This is a genomic window from Paraliomyxa miuraensis (assembly GCF_026337845.1).
GTDB lineage: Bacteria > Myxococcota_A > Polyangia > Nannocystales > Nannocystaceae > Paraliomyxa > Paraliomyxa miuraensis.
In genome coordinates, this window is sequence record NZ_JAOVZF010000146.1 from 136193 (window position 1) to 154255 (window position 18063).

General features: G+C 69.0%; 13 protein-coding genes. 10 read left to right on the top strand and 3 right to left on the bottom strand.

Features of this window, described 5'->3' with window-relative positions; all coding sequences use genetic code 11:
* Positions 1 to 241: 241 nt before the first annotated feature.
* The 6 genes from OEB96_RS13250 (at position 242) to OEB96_RS13275 (ending at position 5846) form a co-directional block, all read left to right on the top strand.
* Positions 242 to 1645 (top strand): leucine-rich repeat domain-containing protein, encoded by a 1404-nt coding sequence (locus tag OEB96_RS13250; protein WP_266215974.1) that lies wholly within the window; start codon positions 242 to 244, stop codon positions 1643 to 1645.
* A gap of 93 nt (positions 1646 to 1738) precedes the next feature.
* Entirely contained in the window at positions 1739 to 3310 is a 1572-nt protein-coding gene (locus tag OEB96_RS13255; protein WP_266215975.1) for a glycosyltransferase family 4 protein, read from the top strand.
* Positions 3311 to 3582: 272 nt separating this feature from the next.
* On the top strand, positions 3583 to 3864 hold the full coding sequence (locus tag OEB96_RS13260) for a hypothetical protein (protein ID WP_266215976.1): 282 nt from the start codon (positions 3583 to 3585) through the stop codon (positions 3862 to 3864).
* 63 nt (positions 3865 to 3927) lie between these two features.
* Positions 3928 to 4668 carry a hypothetical protein gene (locus OEB96_RS13265; RefSeq protein WP_266215977.1) on the top strand — a complete coding sequence of 247 codons (741 nt, stop codon included), beginning with the start codon at positions 3928 to 3930 and terminating at the stop codon, positions 4666 to 4668.
* A 3-nt stretch (positions 4669 to 4671) separates the two neighbouring features.
* Positions 4672 to 5094, top strand: a complete 423-nt coding sequence (locus OEB96_RS13270; RefSeq protein WP_266215978.1) for a GNAT family N-acetyltransferase — start codon at positions 4672 to 4674, stop codon at positions 5092 to 5094.
* On the top strand, positions 5091 to 5846 hold the full coding sequence (locus tag OEB96_RS13275) for a class I SAM-dependent methyltransferase (RefSeq protein ID WP_266215979.1): 756 nt from the start codon (positions 5091 to 5093) through the stop codon (positions 5844 to 5846). Before OEB96_RS13270 ends, OEB96_RS13275 begins: the two co-directional genes overlap by 4 nt.
* A gap of 26 nt (positions 5847 to 5872) precedes the next feature.
* Here OEB96_RS13275 and OEB96_RS13280 read toward each other — a convergent pair whose 3' ends face one another.
* Positions 5873 to 6928 carry an ATPase, T2SS/T4P/T4SS family gene (locus OEB96_RS13280; RefSeq protein WP_266215980.1) on the bottom strand — a complete coding sequence of 352 codons (1056 nt, stop codon included), beginning with the start codon at positions 6926 to 6928 and terminating at the stop codon, positions 5873 to 5875.
* Positions 6925 to 8169, bottom strand: coding sequence for an ATPase, T2SS/T4P/T4SS family (locus OEB96_RS13285; protein ID WP_266215981.1), 1245 nt, complete (start codon positions 8167 to 8169; stop codon positions 6925 to 6927). Before OEB96_RS13285 ends, OEB96_RS13280 begins: the two co-directional genes overlap by 4 nt.
* Positions 8170 to 8302: 133 nt before the next feature.
* Here OEB96_RS13285 and OEB96_RS13290 point away from each other — a divergent pair, with 133 nt between their 5' ends.
* The 3 genes from OEB96_RS13290 to OEB96_RS13300 are packed head-to-tail and all read left to right on the top strand — an operon-like array spanning position 8303 to position 14527.
* A complete protein-coding gene (locus tag OEB96_RS13290) occupies positions 8303 to 9577 on the top strand; it encodes an NHLP bacteriocin system secretion protein (RefSeq protein ID WP_266215983.1) in 1275 nt (424 codons plus the stop codon).
* A 7-nt stretch (positions 9578 to 9584) separates the two neighbouring features.
* A complete protein-coding gene (locus OEB96_RS13295) occupies positions 9585 to 11816 on the top strand; it encodes an NHLP family bacteriocin export ABC transporter peptidase/permease/ATPase subunit (RefSeq protein WP_266215984.1) in 2232 nt (743 codons plus the stop codon).
* A 2-nt stretch (positions 11817 to 11818) separates the two neighbouring features.
* Positions 11819 to 14527, top strand: a complete 2709-nt coding sequence (locus OEB96_RS13300; protein ID WP_266215985.1) for an NHLP bacteriocin export ABC transporter permease/ATPase subunit — start codon at positions 11819 to 11821, stop codon at positions 14525 to 14527.
* A 14-nt stretch (positions 14528 to 14541) separates the two neighbouring features.
* Here the strand turns inward: OEB96_RS13300 and OEB96_RS13305 are convergent, their stop codons facing one another.
* A complete protein-coding gene (locus tag OEB96_RS13305; RefSeq protein WP_266215986.1) occupies positions 14542 to 15399 on the bottom strand; it encodes a class I SAM-dependent methyltransferase in 858 nt (285 codons plus the stop codon).
* Positions 15400 to 15591: 192 nt separating this feature from the next.
* Here OEB96_RS13305 and OEB96_RS13310 point away from each other — a divergent pair, with 192 nt between their 5' ends.
* The gene (locus OEB96_RS13310) at positions 15592 to 18054 is read left to right on the top strand and encodes a hypothetical protein (protein ID WP_266215987.1); all 2463 of its coding nucleotides are present in this window, start codon (positions 15592 to 15594) and stop codon (positions 18052 to 18054) included.
* The last annotated feature ends 9 nt before the right edge of the window (positions 18055 to 18063 follow it).

Here is an 18063-nt window from a genome sequence, read left to right on the forward strand (position 1 = left end):
CTCCAGATGGCACGCCGCATGGCCTTCGGGGCCAGAGGCGCGCCATCGCGCTCGGGGGAAGGGCGAGGACGAGCCTCGCGCAGTCGCTTGCTCCACGCCGGTGGCGGGGGGCAAGGATGGTCGGGTCCCGAGGGCAGCAGCCAGCAATCCCTCGCGAGGGGGCAGTATGACCGGCAAGCGATGCGATGCAACCACTTTCTCGAGGTGAGCGTGCGTCGCGGGTGGCATGATGGGTGGCGCGATGGGTGGTGTGACGAGATCGATGGGGACGGCGGTGCTCTGCCTGGGCCTCGGGGCGTGCGGTCCGGCGACGTCGGGTGACGGGAGCACGGGCGGCACCGAGGCCACCGACGGCACGGGCGGCTCCACGGGCCAGACCATGGGCTCGGGTACGGTCGACGCCACGCAGGGGCCGGTCGACGGCTCGAGCAGCGACACGCACGAGCCCCCCGTCGCGTGCACGTATCAGCCCGGGTCGTGCGATCCGATCTGCCTCGAAGATCCGGTGCTCGATGCATGGGTGCGCGAGTTCCTCGGGCTCGGGCCCGCCGACGTGATCACGCCCGAGCTCGCCGCCTCGCTCCCGTTCGTGCTCGACGATGCGGAGACCGACGTGGGGAGCCTGGGGGGCCTGGAGTGCTTCCCCAACCTCGAGACCATCGTGTTCCGCGTGGACTCGTTCACCGACCTCACTCCGATCGCCGGGCTGGAGGCGCTCGAAGACCTCATCATCGAGGACGTTCCGGTGGCACAGCTCCCACCGCTGGCCGCGTCCCAGCCAACTCAGATCTGGCTCAACCGCACCGAGGTGGAGGACGTCTCGTCGCTGGCGGGCTCGTTCCTGAGGCAGCTGCACGTCGAGGGCAGCCCGGTGTCCGATCTGGCGGTCGTGACCAGCATGCCGCTGCTGTGGGAGCTCGTGGCCAACGACACGCTGGTGACCGACCTGTCGCCGATTGCTTCGGCTCCTGAGCTGAGCCACGTGGAGCTCGATGGCTGCGGGATCACCGAGCTGTCGCCGCTGTTCGCCAACGGCACGATCCACACGCTCGCGCTGCGTCGCAACCAGATCACCGACATCGCGCCGCTCGGCACCACGCAGGTGGCGTGGCTGTGGATCGATGACAACCCGCTGGGCGATCTCTCGCCGCTCGCGAGCCTCGCCCCGCTCTCGTACCTGACCATCTCCGACACCCAGGTCACCGATCTGGCTCCGCTGGTGGCTCTGCCGATCGAGTCGATCGAGCTCGATCGCGCGCCGCTGCTCGACCCCCAGCAGCTATGGGCGCTGCCCGGCCTGCGCACGGTGTCGGCAGCCGGCATCGGGCTGACCAGCCTCGACGGCATGTCGCTGGCGATCGAGTGGCTCCACGTGCCCGACAACGGGCTCACCGACGTCTCGCCGATCGTCGACCTGACCCTGCTCGAGGAGCTCGATCTGTCGAGCAACGAGATCATGGATCTGGGCGCGATCGAGAACGCGCCGATCTTCGACGTCTCGTGCGGCCGCTTGTGGGTGACCGACAACCCGCTCGACGCCTACAGCACCAAGACGATGATCCCGGCCCTGTGCGCGGGATCGGTGATCGTGGAGAGCGACGTGCTCTCGTGCGATCAGCTCGACGACTGCGGGCCGATCGACTGAGCTCGAGCTGGCGCACGAACGAGCGCGAGACCCCCGCGCGATCTCACTCGCTCGCATGCTGCTACCATTCGGTCGCCAGTGGACACCTGCACCATGAGCGAGTCTCGACGTACCGTGGGCATCTTCCATCCGCCGGAAGCCAAGCGGGACTCGGGCCTGACCATCATCTGCAACGAGTTCATGGAGGCGATGATGGACCACGGGCAGCACAGCGAGCTCGAGGTGTTCATGGAGCCCCGGACCGAGCTCATGGCTCGAATGCGCGGCCGGTGCTCGACCCGCGGAGTGTTCGAGGCCGAGGACCGTGCTCGCGACGGAGCCATCCATGTTTGGCATGACCTGGTCCACGACATGAGCCGAGTGATCACCGTCCGACAGCGCTCGGAGAGAGCTCCCTACCCCCTGACGTTCGCGGTCCACAACGGCCACCCCAATCGACACCTGAGCACGATCGTGCTCCCCCTCCTGCTGGGGCCCACCCATCCCTGCGATGCGCTCGTGTGTCCTTCGCGATCGCTCGCCGGGGTGTTCGATCGACTGTTCGCCCACATGGCCGCGTCGTCGCTGGGCCCTTCGCCGAGCTACCGGGGTCGAGTCGAGGTGATCCCATGGGGGCTCGACACCGAGACGTTCAAGCCTCGCGATCGCGCAGAGCACCGGCGTCGGTTCGGCCTGCCCATCGAGGCCACGATCCTCCTCTACGTGGGCCGAGTCAGCCCCGTGCAGAAGGGCGACCTCTTGCCGCTGCTGCGTGTCCTGGCCGAGCTCGCCCCCACCACGCCCGAGCTGTTGCTGGTCATCGCCGGCCGGGTGGAGGTTGCGGGATACGAGGAGCTGATCCGTTCCTATGCGGCGCACCTCGGGATCACCGATCGCATTCGGTTCCTGGGCCACGTTCGACCCGACGAGCGGCACCTCGTCTACAACTGCGGCGACGTCTTCGTGGCTCCCACCGACTGGATCGACGAGGGCTTCGGGCTGACGCCGCTCGAGGCGATGGCATCGGGCATTCCACAGGTGGTCTCCGACTGGGACGGCTATCGCGACACGGTGGAGCACGATCGAACGGGGATCCTCGTGCCCACGCTCTGGGCCGATTGCTCCTCGGACGTACCGATCGCCATGACCAAGGACGTGCTTCGGGACATGCGCGCGGGGCAATCGATCGTGATCGACCTTCGCGCCTTGGGGGCGGCGCTCGCCGGTCTCGTGCACAATGCCGATCTCCGCGGGCGCATGGCCGAGGAGTCCAGGCGCCGGGCCACGTCGTGCTTTGGTTGGCCGACCATCGTGGCGGCCTACGAGTCGCTGTGGGCCGAGCTCGAGGATGCGTCCAGGGGACTCGATGCCGATCGCCGACCTTCACCCTACGATCCACCGCTGTTCGGCACCGTGGGTCACTATGCGTCGCGCGTGCTGAGCGACGACGATGCGCTCGCGCTCACCTCGGCCGGGCGGGATCTGCTGGAGGGGCGCGAGGTCTTGCCGTTCTCGGGGCGCTTCGAGATCCACGACGAGGAGCTGCTCGCGGAGCTGCTCGGGGCGCTCGAGGCCGGTCCACGCACGGTGGCGGTGCTCGCGCAAACCCACGGCCCTCGCGGTCGCGTCTTGCGACACTTGCTGTGGCTGATGAAGTTCGGGTTCGTCACGGCGGGCGAGGCCTGAGGTCGCTCGGATCCGCGTGCGTGCGAAAGTGACACTGTCGCCTCGAGGCCGCGACACGCGGCCGGCCCTTGCCAGGAGCGTGCGAATGCGATCCGTCGTGTCACGATATCGAGCCGACTTCGATCGCATGTGGTAATTTCGAGCCGATTGATATCGAGCCATCGATCGATGTAACGGGCGGCGGTGAATGTGTTGTTGTGGGATGGAGCGGCGATGATATAGTTCGGAGCCTCGTGCTGGTGGAATGCGCCAGCGTGACTGGGAGAGTAGATATGAGTGATGAATCGAAGAAGCTGAGGAAGCTCGCCACGGGGAGCGAGAAGTTGACCAAGATCGACCTCGAGCACCTCGAGAAGGTGACGGGCGGCGTGGCCTACGATCCGTGCAATGCGGCGTACGACGCCTGCAACGCGGCGTACGACGCCTGCAATGCGGCGTACAATCCGTGCAACGCGGCGTACGACGCCTGCAACGCGGCATACGACGCCTGCAATGCGGCGTATGACGCCTGCAATGCGGCGTACGACGCCTGCAATGCGGCCTATCGCCCCTAGACCAACGACCCTGCGCGCTGCGGGGCTCGCCCCCAGCGCCTCTTGCCACGAAGGAATGCACCAATGTCGCTCGCAGAGACGATCCTCGATGCCATGAAGGACGGTGGGGTCGAGCCCCTCCCCCAGTATGCCGCTTGCCTCCGCGACGCCTTCGCCGCGGCACCTCCGCCGTTCGAGCGGCCGTGGTACGGCAAGAAGTTCTTTCGGCTCGCCAAGAACAAGCAGTGGCTCGCCGAGAGCCTGGTGGGCAATTCGAACAAGGAGGGGATCGGCTCGCGCAGCCTCTGGCGCCTCGCTGGGTGTGCCGCCGACGAGCGCATTGCGGATCTCGTGCGGTTGCACGCGATCGACGAGTCTCGACACGCACTCCTCTATGTGTCCTTGCTCGACATGACCTTCGCCATCACTCCGGAGATCAAGTCTCGGCTGCAAGAGCACTCCCCGCGGTTCGGCAAGAAGGATCGACCCGAGCGCGCGGTCGAGACCCAGTCGGAGTGGCGGACGCTCGACGAGCTCATCCAGATGAACATCGGCGAGATCCGCACGCGGGTGAATCAGACCCTGTTTCGGCCCGCGCTGCTCGGGTACGCGGTGGAGGAGCACCACGAGCCGGTCGGCAAGGTCATGGACCGACTGCTCGCCGACGAGACCGCGCACATCGCGTACACGGCCCGGTTGCTCGAGGAGGCCATGAGTGCGGGCAAGGGCGCTTTCGTTCGTGATACCATGAAGAAGCGACTGTCCCAGTTCAACGACATCACACACAACGAAGTGGGCAGCGAAGAAGAATTCGAGGGTAGCTGAGCCATGACCAACGAGCTGCGGATCGAGCGTCTCACCCCCGAGCAAGCCACCGATGCATTCGAGGTGGTGGTCGAGCTTCGCACGCACCTCGACCAGGGCGAGTACGCGCGGCGGCTCGCGCTGCAGCGGGCGGCCGGCTACGAGCTGGTGGGGGCGTTCGAGGGCGATCGCATCGTGGGCGTGCTCGGCATGCGCAGGGTCGACACCCTCGCGCGGGGACCCCACCTGCATGTCGATGATCTCGTGGTGCGAAGCTCCCACCGGGGCCGGGGGATCGGCAAGCAGCTGCTGGGCTTTGCCGAGCAGGATGCCCGCGAGCGCGGGCTGGTGGCGCTGTTCCTGGACAGCCGCCAGGAGGTGATCGGCTTCTACGAGCACCTCGGCTATGGAGCCCATGCGGCCCTGCTCATGCGGAAGCCCTTGTGAAGGCCGCGGCGTACGACCGGATCTACGGCAACGCCATCCACGCGGAGCTGGCCACCCTGGGGCCCGAGGAGCTGACCGATCCCAGGGTCCTCGGCCTCAGCAACGGGTTCCTCGTCTTCGAGGATCTCACCCGCGTGCTCGAGCAGCTCCGCGGCGCGCTGGCGGCGGGGGAGCGCGAGCATCCGCTGCTCCTCGACCTCGGCTGCGGGCGTGGCGGGATCGGACGATGGCTGGCCACGCGGCTGGGAGCCCGGCTCGTGGGCGTGGATGGCTCCGAGGTCGCGATCGCCCAGGCGAGGTCGAGCGCGAGCCCGGAGGGGCACGAGCGCTTCGTGGTGGGAGACTTCGCGGCCACGGGGCTCGCGGCGGGCTCGGTTGCGGCCGCGTTCTCCCATGACGCGCTCTACATGGCCGAGGAGCCCGCCGCCGCGCTGGCCGAGGCTCACCGCGTGCTCCGCCCCGCGGGGGTGCTCGCCTTCACGACCTATAGCTCGGTGTCCACGCCCTGGGAGGCGCTGGCGGAGCGCAGCGGCTTCGTGGTGGAGCAGGTCGACGAGCTCACGGCACGCTGGCGCGCGGTCATGCGGGCCAAGCACGAGCGCCGCTGGTCGATGCGGCACGTGCTCAGGGCTCGCCACGGTCGCAGCGTGGAGCCCGAGCTGAGCGTGACCGCCTCCATGCTGGGCCTGGGTGGGCGTCGCTCGGCGATCGAGCACATCGAGCGCAGGTCGCTGCTGCTGCGGCGCGGCTGAGCGCGGCCAATCCGATCAGAGGGCGCTCATGTGGACGGCCCGCGTGGGTGCCCGAGCGCCTCGAGCTCGTCGAGGAAGGCGATGCGATCGGGGGCGACGCGTAGGGCATCCTCGGCCGCGACTCGACCATCGCCGACCAGCTGGAGCAGCTGTGCCTGCATGCTCGGGGTGAGCCGGTGGAGCCAGGGCAGGGGCGCATCGCGGTCCCGGTCTCGGATCGCGACGGGGCCATGGACCTCGTGTGCGGCGTGCCAGCCGCGGCCGTGCGCATCGGGGAGCAGGCGCTGGAGCACCACGCCTCGCAGCAGCCGCTCCAGGGTCGGCAGCGCAGCTGCCACGCACGATGGCGACAGCGCATGGGTGAGCTCGTCGACGAGGGCACCGACGTCGTGGGCTGCGATGGACGCGAGCACGAGCACGCCGGCCTCGGCGGCGGCGAGCACCCGCTCGATGGCGGACTGCGGTGGATCGCGAGCGACGAGCACCGACGGGCCGAGATCGATCGCGAGGTCGAGCCCCTCCTCGTGGGATGCCACGTCGCGCCCGATCTCGAGCTGGGTGCAGGGTCCGTGCTCGGAGCGGAGCACGAACTTGGTGGGCTCTTCTACGGTGACGACGTGCTCGTCTCGCGAGCGTACGATGTGGCCGATCATGGCCGCCAGGGTGGTGGACTTGCCCGAGCGCTGGGGGCCCGTCACGAGCACCAGGCCACGCGGCTGCTCGGTCAGCTCGAGCAGCGCACCGGGGAGGCCAAGGGCGACGGGATCGGGCAGCCGGTCGGGGAGACGATGGATGTTGGCGGCCACGCCGGTCGCGGTGCGGAAGAACACCGCGCGCAGGCGGGCGCCGCCGAGCGCGAGCGTGAGCGCGACGCAGCCGCTGCGGTCGAAGCGGCTGCGCTGGGTCGGGGTGGCTTCTGCGTCCAGTAGCTCGAGCACGGCGTTGCTCGGGACCGGCGGGCCGACGACCCCATGGCCCGTGGTGGTGGTGGTGCGCGGCTCTTGCTCGCCCGTGATGTAGAGATCCGAGCCGCCGCTGCGCACGTGCTCGAGCAAGAGCTCGTGGACTCGTCCCACGGTCATGGCGTCCACCCACGCTCGCGGAGGGACCGTACCGAGCGTTCAATGTCGAGCATCCCCTGTGACTCGCCGGCCTGCAGCACCGAGCGGACCTCGTGGAAGCGTCCCTGCCGGATGACGCCGGAGAGATGATCGTTGACGAGCATCAGCTCGACCGCCGGTACCAGGCCCCCGCCGGTCCGCGCGAGCAGTCGCTGACACACGACGGCGCGGAGGGTTCGGCCGAGCTCGCCACGCAGCCACTCGCGCTCCTCGCTGCCGACCCGCTCGGTTGCCCAGCACAGCGTGGACGCGACGTCGGTGGCACGAACCACTCCATAGACCAGGTGACCGATGGTGGCCAGGTGGAGCGCGGCCCGCAGGTCCGCCTCACCATGCAGAGGATCGACCAGCAGCAGGCTGGGCCGATGCGCGGCGGGGCGGAACACCTGCTCCAGCCCCTCGGAGGGCAAGCGCTGTCGCTGCTGCACGACCGAGCGCTTGGAGCGGTGCTCGTGCTCCACGAGGCGCTCGGCGGTGAGGACCAGCTCGGAGCGATCCTCGTTGACGAGATCGATGAGCGCGGCCGCAGTCGAGGACTTGCCGCTGGTGAGCGCGCCCCCGATCAGCACGAGCCCGCGCTCGAAGGTGGCGAGGCGAGCGAGGGCGGCGGGCAGAGCGAGCGACGAGAGCGTGGGAGGTTGGGCCGGGAGCACCCGGAAGGTGGCCGCCAGGCCGCCCTCACCGGCATGGATCATCGCGCGGAAGCGTGCTTCGCCCGCATGCTCGATCATGAAGCGGACGCAGCCGCTTTGGTCGAGCGCGCGACGGCGCTCGTCGGTGAGCAGGTCGGCGACCAACGAGCGCAGGACCGCTCCCGAGAGCGCCTCGTCGCTGGCGTCGTGATAGCGCCCGTGGGCGCGAGCTCGCGCCGGCTCACCGCTCGTCAGGAACAGATCGTTGACGCCCGCCTGCGCGCATGCGCCGAGCATCGGCCGCAGCCCCGCGTCGAGCTGCAGGCGCACGGGAGTGGGGAGCGGTCGGTCGGCGTCGCGAGCTCGGGCGGATCCGAGCGGTGTCTCTTGCTGCAATTGGAGCAGCCGGGCCAGGCCCGCCGAGTCGAGGTGACCGAGCTCGACGAGGATGTCACCGAGGCGCCGCGCGCCATCCGAGCGCCCCTGCACGCGCACGGCGGCCTCGAGCTGCGCGACCGAGATCAACCCTTCGCGTAGCGCAAGCCGTCCGATCAGCGGGGACTCGATCACGGGCCAAGCCTTCACCAAGATGGCTCACCAAAGAGGATGGTTGGGGCGTACCCGAGCGCACCCGAGCACCCGAATACTATACGATGCCGCCTCGAGCACTTCCACCGACGGTCGACGTCGTCGTGATGTTTCCGTGGCCAGCAAGTCCAGCCATGTGTTTCGCAAGATCGCGCTCGAGCGCATCTCGTCGCCCGAGCACCTCGATCGTCAGCTCGTCTTGATTCGGCCCAGGGAGTGGCTCGCTGCGGTCGTCCTCGCCGTGCTCACCGGCTGCGTGATCGCCTGGTCGATCGCGGGATCGCTGCCCACCAACGTGGAGGCCGAGGGCATCATCATTCGTCAGGGAGGCATGCAGGAGGTGGTCTCGTTGGCGATGGGTCAGGTCACGGTGGTGCACCCCAAGGTCGGTGACTTCGTGGCCGAGGGCGAGGCCATCGCCGAGCTCGCGCAGACCGAGCTGATCACGGAGATCGACAACAAGCAGGCCCAGCTCAGCGAGCTGAGGATCAGGCATCAGGAGCTCCTGGCCTTTGGCACCGCGAACATCGCCAAGCGTGCCCGGCAGACGAAGATCGAGCGCGACAACCTGCGTCGCGATATCGACTCGGCGCGGCGGAGGCTCGAGTGGTTGAAGAAGAAGCTCGTCAACCAACAGGCACTCCATGCGCAAGGCATCGTGCTCGAGGACGAGGTCCAGCAGACGCGGCTCGAGATCGCCGATGAGGAGGCCGACGTTCGGGCGTGGCAAGCCCTGCTCGGGGAGACCAGCGTGGCGGGCGAGGAGCAGCAAGAGCAGCGCCTCGTCGACATCCAGACCAGCGAGATGAGGATCCACGAGGCCGAGCGAGCGCTGCGCGCCCTACAAGACCGCCTGCAGCAGAACTCCACGGTGACGAGCCCCCATGCGGGACGCGTGATCGAGCAGCGCGTCAACCCCGGGGATCTCGTGGCGCCCGGGTCCCCGATCCTCAGCATCGATCCCACGACGGTCGACGTCGATCCCGCGGAGCTCGAGGTGCTGCTCTACGTGCGAGCCACCGAGGGCAAGAAGATCCGGTCGGGCATGCGCGTGAGGATCTCGCCATCGACGGCCAAGCGCGAGGAATTCGGCTTCATCGAGGGCGAGGTCTCGTCGGTCTCGCAGTTCCCCGCGTCGCGACGCGGCATGCTGCGGATGCTCGGCAACGAGGAGCTGGTGGTACAGTTCCTCGCGGGCGGACCGGCGCTCGCCGTCATCGCCACGCTGTCGCAAGACCCCACCACGTCCAGCGGGTTCGAGTGGTCGTCGGGCGAGGGCCCCGATGAACCGCTGACCTCGGGGACGCCGTGCACGGCCACGATCACCGTGCGCGAGCAAGCGCCGATCACCCTGGTCCTGCCCGCGCTGCGCAAGGCGCTCGGGAGCTGAGCTGGCCGTGACGAGCGCCTTCCTCCGCACGTGGTTCGGGATCGGGAGCACTCCCACGGTGCTCCAGATGGAGTCGACCGAGTGCGGTGCCGCGTGCCTCGGCATCATCCTCGCGCACTTCGGTCGCTACGTGCCCCTCGAGCAGCTGAGGGAGGATTGCGGGGTATCACGCGACGGCAGCTCGGCCAGCAACATCGCCAAGGCTGCACGCTCGTATGGTCTCGAGGTCGAGGCGTTCAGCGGAGAGCCCGGGGCCCTGCACGAGCTTCACTTTCCGCTCATCGCCCACTGGAACTTCAACCACTTCGTGGTGGTCGAGGCGGTCGGGAACGATCGAGCCTACCTCAACGATCCAGCCACGGGTCCCCGCACCATCGGTCTGGACGAGCTCGACGAGTCGTTCACAGGGGTGGTGCTCGCGTTTCGGCCCGGGCCTGGCTTCGAGCGCGGGGGCGTCCGGAGCTCGGTGGTGCGGAGCCTCCGCGAGCGGCTCCCCGGCGCCCGCCTGGGCATCGCCTATGTGATCCTGCTGGGCGCGTTGCTGGTGGCACCCGGTCTGCTGATCCCGGTGTTCTCCAAGGTGTTCATCGACGAGATCCTCGTGGCGGGCAAGACCGAGTGGATCATTCCGCTCGTCGTCGCGGTGATCGTCGCCTACGGCGCCCGCACCACGATCTCGATGCTGCGGCGCCTCGCGCTGCTCAAGCTCTCGCTGCGCATCGAGGTTACCGGCTCGAGCCGGTTCATGTGGCACGTGCTTCGACTACCCGTGCGGTTCTTCGACGCGCGGCTCGCCGGAGACATCGCGAGCCGCCTGCGGGTCAACGACACGCTCGCCACCGTGATCTCCGGGCGACTGGCCGAGGCCGTGCTCAACCTGCTGCTGGCCGCGTTCTTCGGCGCGATGCTGGCCTACTACGACGGGTTGCTGGCGGCCGTGGTGTTCGTGTTCGCCGCGCTGCACCTCATTACGCTCAAGCTGCTCGTGCGGCGGCGCGTCAATCATGCGCGGCGCATGGAGAAGGAGATCGCCGCGCTGGCGGGGGTCTCGATGGGCGGGCTGCAGCTCATCGAGAGCATCAAGGCGAGCGGCTCGGAGCCCGACTTCTTCTCGCGCTGGTCGGGCCACTACGCGCGCAGCGTCTCGGTGCAGCAGCAGTATCGCGAGGCCAACCTCGTCTACGATGCCGTGCCGTCGTTGCTGTCGCTGCTCGAGCGCTACCTCGTCCTCGGCATCGGAGCGCTGCGCGTCATGGACGGCGATCTCACGCTGGGCACGCTGGTGGCGTTCCAGTCGATCGCCAGCAGCTTCATGGAGCCCGTGCGGGGAGTCGCCGGGTTCGCGACCGAGCTACAGACCCTCGACAGCGGCCTCTCTCGGCTCGACGACGTGCTCTCCCACCCTCCCGATCCGTTGCTCGAAGACCCGGTGCTCGAGGATCCGCGGCTCGAGGATCCGCGGCTCGAGGCCGCGAACGGGCACTCGGCGACGAGCGAGGTGGTGCCAGCGGGACGATTGACGGGCCGGCTCGTGCTCGAAGACCTCTCGTTCGGCTACAGTCGTCTCGCGGCTCCGGTGCTCTCGGACCTGAGCCTCGTGCTCGAGCCTGGCCACCGCGTGGCGGTGGTGGGGTCCTCGGGCAGCGGCAAGTCGACCCTCGTCAAGCTGCTGTGCGGGCTCTACGAGCCCTGGGAGGGGCGCATGCTGCTCGGGGGCTTCGATCGACGACGGCTGCCTCGCTCGGTCGTCAATCGCACGATCGGCCTGGTCAGCCAGGACATCAGCCTCTTCGAGGGCACCGTGCGCGAGAACATCACGATGTGGGATCCCACGGTCCCCGAGCAGGTGATGATGGACGCGGCTCGCGACGCCGCGATCCACGACGAGATCATGTCGCGGGTCGGCGGCTACGACAGCCGGGTGGAGGAGGGCGGTCGCAACTTCAGTGGTGGGCAGCGGCAGCGCCTCGAGATCGCGCGAGTCCTGGCCCAGTCACCCAGCCTGCTGGTGCTCGACGAGGCCACCAGCGCGCTCGACCCCGCCACGGAGAAGCTGGTCGACGACAACCTGCGGCGCAGGGGCTGTACGTGTGTGGTCGTGGCCCACCGGCTCAGCACGATCCGCGATTGCAACGAGATCATCGTGCTCGATCGGGGCGTGGCGGTCGAGCGAGGGACCCATGAACAGCTGGTGCGGCAGGCGGGCCCGTACGTGGGGTTGATCCGCTCGGTGGAATGAGCGTGCACGATCGATCAGAGTCGCCGCTGCGGCGGATCATGCTCGGCGAGGCCCGGCGGGCGCGGGTGTCGACCCAGGCGCCGCTGCTGCTGTCGGACTGCGACAGCGCGTGGTACGTGGAATCGGGACGCGTGGAGCTGTTCTGGGTGCCCACCCGCGACGGCTTGCCGGTCGGTCTGCGTCGCTACGCCGGAGGGCTCGGTGAGGGACAGGTGCTGTTCGGCGTCCCGCACGAGTCCGTGGGCGACTCGATCGGCTTCCTCGCCGTGGTCGACGCCGACACGGTGCTGCGTCGACTCGACGTGTCGCGGCTGGGTGAGCTGTCGCGAGGCGACGACTTCCGCGACGAGGTCACGGCCCATGTGGAGCACTGGGTGGAGCTCTTGTCGCGTACGCCGGGGCCGGTCGCGAGCTCGGGGGACGTGGCCCATCGCGCCGCGCGTCCGACGGATGCGATGGCGTGGATCCAGGCCGCGCTCGAGCCCTTCCACCGCAGCGTGATGATCGCCCTGCAGGAGCGCGTGCGCGTCGAGGGGCTCGCCGAGCGCGAGCGCATGCGGCTCAAGGAGGAGGCTGAAGCACAGCGGCTCCAGGAGACCCTGGCGTCGCTCTCCGACGTGGCCGCGGCTCGGCCCGCGCCAGCCCACCATCGCGATGCTCTCGTCGCCGCGTTCCTCGAGATCTCCCGTGCCCTCGGCCAGCCCGATCCCCCGGTGCTGGTGCCGATCGAGGGCGCGGCACAGCAGGATCGGGTGCGCCACCTCGCTCGCGGCCTGCGGCTCCGCGTCCGTCGCATCCTGCTCGAGCACGAGTGGTGGACACGAGACGGCGGTCCCATGCTCGGGTTCTTGGGCGACGACCAGCGACCCGTGGCGCTGCTTCGTGGTCGAGGGCGAGGGTACGAGCTCCATGATCCCCAGTCCCGCACCACCACCCGGCTGTCCCAGGCCCACATCCAGGCGCTCCAGCCGTTCGGCTACGGCTTCTTTCGCACGCTGCCCGGCCGCGCGCTCCGGAGGCGCGATCTGCTGCGCTTCGCGTTCTTCGACGTGCGGCGAGATCTGTCCACGGGCTTGGTGCTCGGCGCTCTCATCGGGCTGTTCGGCACGGTGTTTCCGCTGGTCATGGGCCGGATCTTCGACGCGATCATCCCGGGGGCGGAGCGCGGCCTGCTGCTGCAGGTCGTGCTGTTGCTGGTGGGGCTCGCGATCGGGAGCACGGTGCTCGGGCTGGTGCGGTCGGTCGCAATGATTCGCGTGGGGACCAAGATGAGCATCGGCGTCCAGGCGGCCACGTGGGACCGACTGCTGAGCCTCCCGGTGAGCTTCTTTCGCGACTACACCGCGGGCGACCTGGCGGAGCGCGCCACGGGGATCGACCGCATCCATCGCGCGCTGTCGGGGAGCGTGATCTCGAGCGTGTTCTCGGCGTTGTTCGGCACGTGGTACCTGCTATTGCTGTTCGTCTACGACGTGAGGCTGGCGCTCGTGGCGGTGGGGCTGTTGGTCGTGCCCCTGGCGCTGAGTCTCGGCTCGTCGCTGCTGCAGCTCCGTTTTCAGCGCGAGGCGGCGACCCTGCGGGGGCGGCTCTCCGGGGTGTTGCTGCAGCTGTTCGACGGAATCGCCAAGATCCGCGTGGCGGGCCTCGAGACGGCGGCCTTCCAGCTCTGGGCTCGGGAGTTTCGCATGCTGCGACAGCTCCGCTACCGGTCCACGTTGCTGGACATCTGGGTGGGAGGATTGCGCAGCGTCTATCCGGCCGTGACCACCTCCACCATCTTCTACCTCGCGAGCGTGGGCCTGGGAGAGCGGCTCACGACCGGGGACTTCCTCGCCTTCTTTGCCGCGTTCACGATCTTCATGGGCTCGCTGCTGGGGCTGCTGGAGAACGGTCTGGTGCTGATCTCCACGATTCCGCAGTGGGAGCGGGCGCGGCCGATCCTCGCGGCGGAGGTCGAGGCCGATTCCCACAAGGAGCATCCCGGTCGGCTCACGGGGGACGTCGAGGTCACGCAGCTCTCGTTTCGCTACACGCCCGATCAGCCGATGGTGCTCGACCAGGTGAGCTTTCGGGTGGAGGCCGGTCAGTTCGTGGCCGTGGTGGGACCCTCGGGGTGCGGCAAGTCCACGCTGCTGCGGCTCCTGCTGGGCTTCGAGCAGCCGGTGACGGGCACGGTGCTCTACTCGGGGCAGCCGCTGTCCGGTCTCGACGTGTCGGAGGTTCGGCGCCAGCTCGGCGTGGTGCTGCAGGACAGCCGCGTGCTCTCGGGCAGCATCCGCGACAACATCTGCGGCGCCCACGTGTACGACGAGGAGCAGGTGTGGCGGGCGCTTCGGCGCGCGGGCCTCGAGGACGACGTGGAGGCGATGCCGATGGGCCTGCACACGATCGTCAGCCATGGCGGAACCAGCTTGTCCGGCGGGCAGCGCCAGCGCCTGATGATCGCGCGAGCGATCGTCGACGAGCCCAAGATCCTGCTGTTCGACGAGGCCACCAGCGCGCTCGACAACCGCACCCAGGCGGTGGTCTCGCGGAGCCTGGAGTCGCTCCAGGTCACCCGCATCGTGATCGCGCATCGGCTCTCGACGATTCAGAACGCCGACCGGATCCTCGTGATGGATCGGGGAAGGATCGTGGACGAGGGGCGCTACGAGGAGCTGCTCGAGCGCGAGGGACCGTTCCGCGAGCTGGCGCGCCGGCAGCTGACGTGATCGGCGGATCCGCCTCAGCGCGGCGTGGCCACGAGCCCGAGCATCAGCGGCATCGAGGGCACGCCCTGCGGCATGCCGAAGCGTCGCCCGGGCAGGGGCTGCATGCCCTCGAAGATCAAGCAGCCGTTGGCATGGGGGTACTCGCGCAGCTGCTCGACGAACAGGCCGGCGTCGGCGATGGCCTGGACCGTCTGCGCCACGGTGTGCTGGTAGCAGATCGCCTTCTCGGGGTTCGCGAACTCCCGTGTGCCCTCGGCCCGGCCCATGGGCGAGAGTCCCTCCTGGGAGCGGCCCACGTAGTCGCTCACGCCGCCTTCCTCGATGGGTCCGTCGATGAAGTAGTGCTCGATGACCTTGCCCTCGCGGTCGAAGCTCCACGCCAGCGGATGGAACTCGAGCAGCACCAGGCGGCCGCCGGGGGCGAGCACCGAGGCCACCCCGCGGGCCCAGCGGGGGAGATCCTCGAGCCAGGTGATGGTGCCGTACGAGGAGAACACGCGATCGAAGCGCTCACCGCGGGCCGCCGCGTCTTCGAGCCAGGGCAGCACGTCGCTGCGGTGGAACGTGGCGGGCAGGCTCGAGTCGGCCGACAGCGTGCGGGCGAAATCGATCGCCGCGTCGGAGATGTCCACGCCCGTGACCTCGGCTCCGAGCGCCGCGAGGCTGAGGCTGTCCTGGCCGCAATTGCACTGGAGGTGCAGCAGGCGCGTGCCCGCGACGTCGCCGAGCAGCTCGAGCTCCTCGGGAAACAGCGTGGTGCCGCCGCTGCGCAGGAAGCCGGCCTGATCGTGCTTGTGGCTGTTGTGGGCCGGCGTGACGGCATTCCAGGAGCGGCGGTTCTGCTCGTGGACGGGGTTGGTGTCGTCGGTCATGGTGCTCTTGCTTCGCTTCGGGGGGTCCAGCTTGGGGCCGCCTCCGACCATCTCGCAATCGCCCTCGTCGGTCCACGGAACGCCGGCCCCCCGGGGCCCACGCACCAAAGCGCCGCAACGCTGGATCCGCGGCCCCCCCAGGCCCTACCCTGATCCCCCGGAAACCCCCGGGGACCGAGGAGCGAACCCCCCATGTCGGATCGAGATCGTGCCCGCGAGCGGGACCTGGTGCTGGCGCCCAACGAGTACGCGTTCATTGCGGACGAGACCAAGGGCAACATCAACGCGTACATCGGGCCGTACAAGTCGAGCCTGGCCAACACCGATCAGCCGGTCCTGTTCAACGTCGAGACCAAGCGCTTCGAGCACTGCTCGCTCGAGCAAGCGATCCTGAGCTTCGCGGTGGCCCCGGTGGGCTGGTACCTCGTGCTCAAGAATCCCACCGACGACGGCGCCCACCCCAAGACCGGCGCCATCAACAACCTGGTGGAGCTCGAGGTCGGCCGCAAGGTCAACCTGCCAGGGCCGGTCGCGTTCGCGCTGTGGCCCGGCCAGATGGTGCGGGTGATCCAGGGCCACCACCTGCGATCCAACCAATACCTGGTGGTCCGCGTCTACGACGAAGAAGCCGCCAAGGCCAACTGGAAGAACGCGGTGATCAAGCCGCAGACGCCGGGCGAGGACGCGGAGGTGCCCGAGATCCCCGAGCTGACGATGGGCAAGCTCCTGGTGATCAAGGGCACCGAGGTCTCGTTCTACATCCCGCCCACCGGGGTCGAGGTGGTGCCGGACACGGGCGGCGAGTACGTGCGCGACGCGGTCACGCTCGAGCGGCTCGAGTACTGCATCTTGCTGGACGAGACCGGCAACAAGACCTACCTGCAGGGGCCCGCGGTGGTGTTCCCGCGCCCCACGGAGGTGTTCGTGCAGCGCAACGGTGCTCGCAAGTTCCGGGCGATCGAGCTGTCCGAGAACAGCGGCATCTACCTCAAGGTCATCGCTCCGTACCGTGATGATGGCGGCGATGGGAGCGGCAAGGAGCACGCGGTCGGCGACGAGCTGTTCATCACCGGCAAGGACCAGATGATCTACTTCCCGCGGCCCGAGCACGCGGCGATCAAGTACGGCGATCAGGCCATCCACTATGCGGTGGCGATCCCGGCCGGCGAGGCGCGCTACGTGCTCGATCGCAACACGGGTCGCATTCGCCTCGAGAAGGGCCCGTGCATCTTCTTGCCCGATCCGCGCCGCGAGGTGATCGTGCGCCGCGTGCTCGACCGGCGCCAGGTGGAGCTATGGTTCCCCGGCAACGCCAGCGCGCTGGCCCACAACGAGCGGCTGGCCCGGTCGGGGGACGCGGGGGCGCCCGTGATGACGTCGCGCCGCGAGGCGGCCGACGAGGTGGCTCCACCCGCGGCCGCGCCGGCCCAGGCCGCGTTCGCGGGCGATGACTTCAAGCGCAGCCAGACCTTCACGCAGCCGCGAACGATCGTGCTCGACACCCGCTACGACGGCGCGGTGAGCATCTCGGTGTGGACGGGCTACGCGGTGCTCGTGGTCAGCAAGACCGGCGAGCGCAAGGTGATCGTGGGTCCCGCCACGTACCTGCTCGAGTACGACGAGGTGCTGCAGGCCATGGACCTCTCGACCGGCACGCCCAAGACCGACGAGGTGCTCGACCGCACCGTGTACCTGCGGGTGCTCTACAACAAGGTCAGCGACGTGGTGGCGGCCGAGACCCGCGACCTGGTGGACGTGCGGGTGCGGCTTTCGTATCGGGTCAACTTCGAGGGCGAACCGCAGCGGTGGTTCAACGTGGAGAACTACGTCAAGTTCCTCACCGAGCACCTGCGGTCGCTGCTGCGTGGGGCGATCAAGCAGCAAGCGGTGCAAGAGTTCTACCCGCAGGCGGTGGCGATCGTGCGCGACGTACTGCTCGGCGCCCAGGGCGACGGGGGCACTCGCCCCGGCCGGCGCTTCGACGAGAACGGCATGCACGTGTACGACGTGGAGGTGCTCGACGTCGAGATCGGCGACGAGGGCATCGAGACCCTGCTGGTCGGGGCCCAGCACGCGGTGGTCGAGCAGACGCTGACCCTGGAGGAGGAGCGCCGGCGGCTCGAGCTGACGCGCGAGCGCGAGCGCATCGAGCGGGAGATCCAGACGATCCAGTCGGGGACCCGCGAGCAGGTGGTGGCGCTGCAGCGCTCGGAGGTGGCGGCGAGGTTGCAGCTCGATCGCGCCAAGATCGAGGCCGAGGCCGACACCCGCAAGGCGCGGCTCGACGCCGAGCTGGCCGACCAGCAGACGGTCGACGCGGTGCACGCGGCCGGCCTGGCGCGGCGGCGCAGCCAGAGCACGCTCGACCACGAGATCGCCAACGAGCAGCTCGCCCAGCGCCTGCGCGAGCTGCAGGCGCAGGTCGACGCGGTGGCGCACAAGGCCCAGGCCGTCTCGCCCGATCTGGTGGCGGCGCTCACCGCCTTCGGCGACAAGGCGCTGGCCGAGCGCATGGCCCAGAGCATGGCCCCGCTGGCGATCCTGGGCGGCGAGAGCGTGGCGCAGGTGCTGTCGCGTCTGCTGCAGGGCACCAAGCTCGCCAAGGTCCTCGCCGCGGTCGGCGACGGCGACGCCGACGCCGACGGCGACGCATAGCCCGAGGAC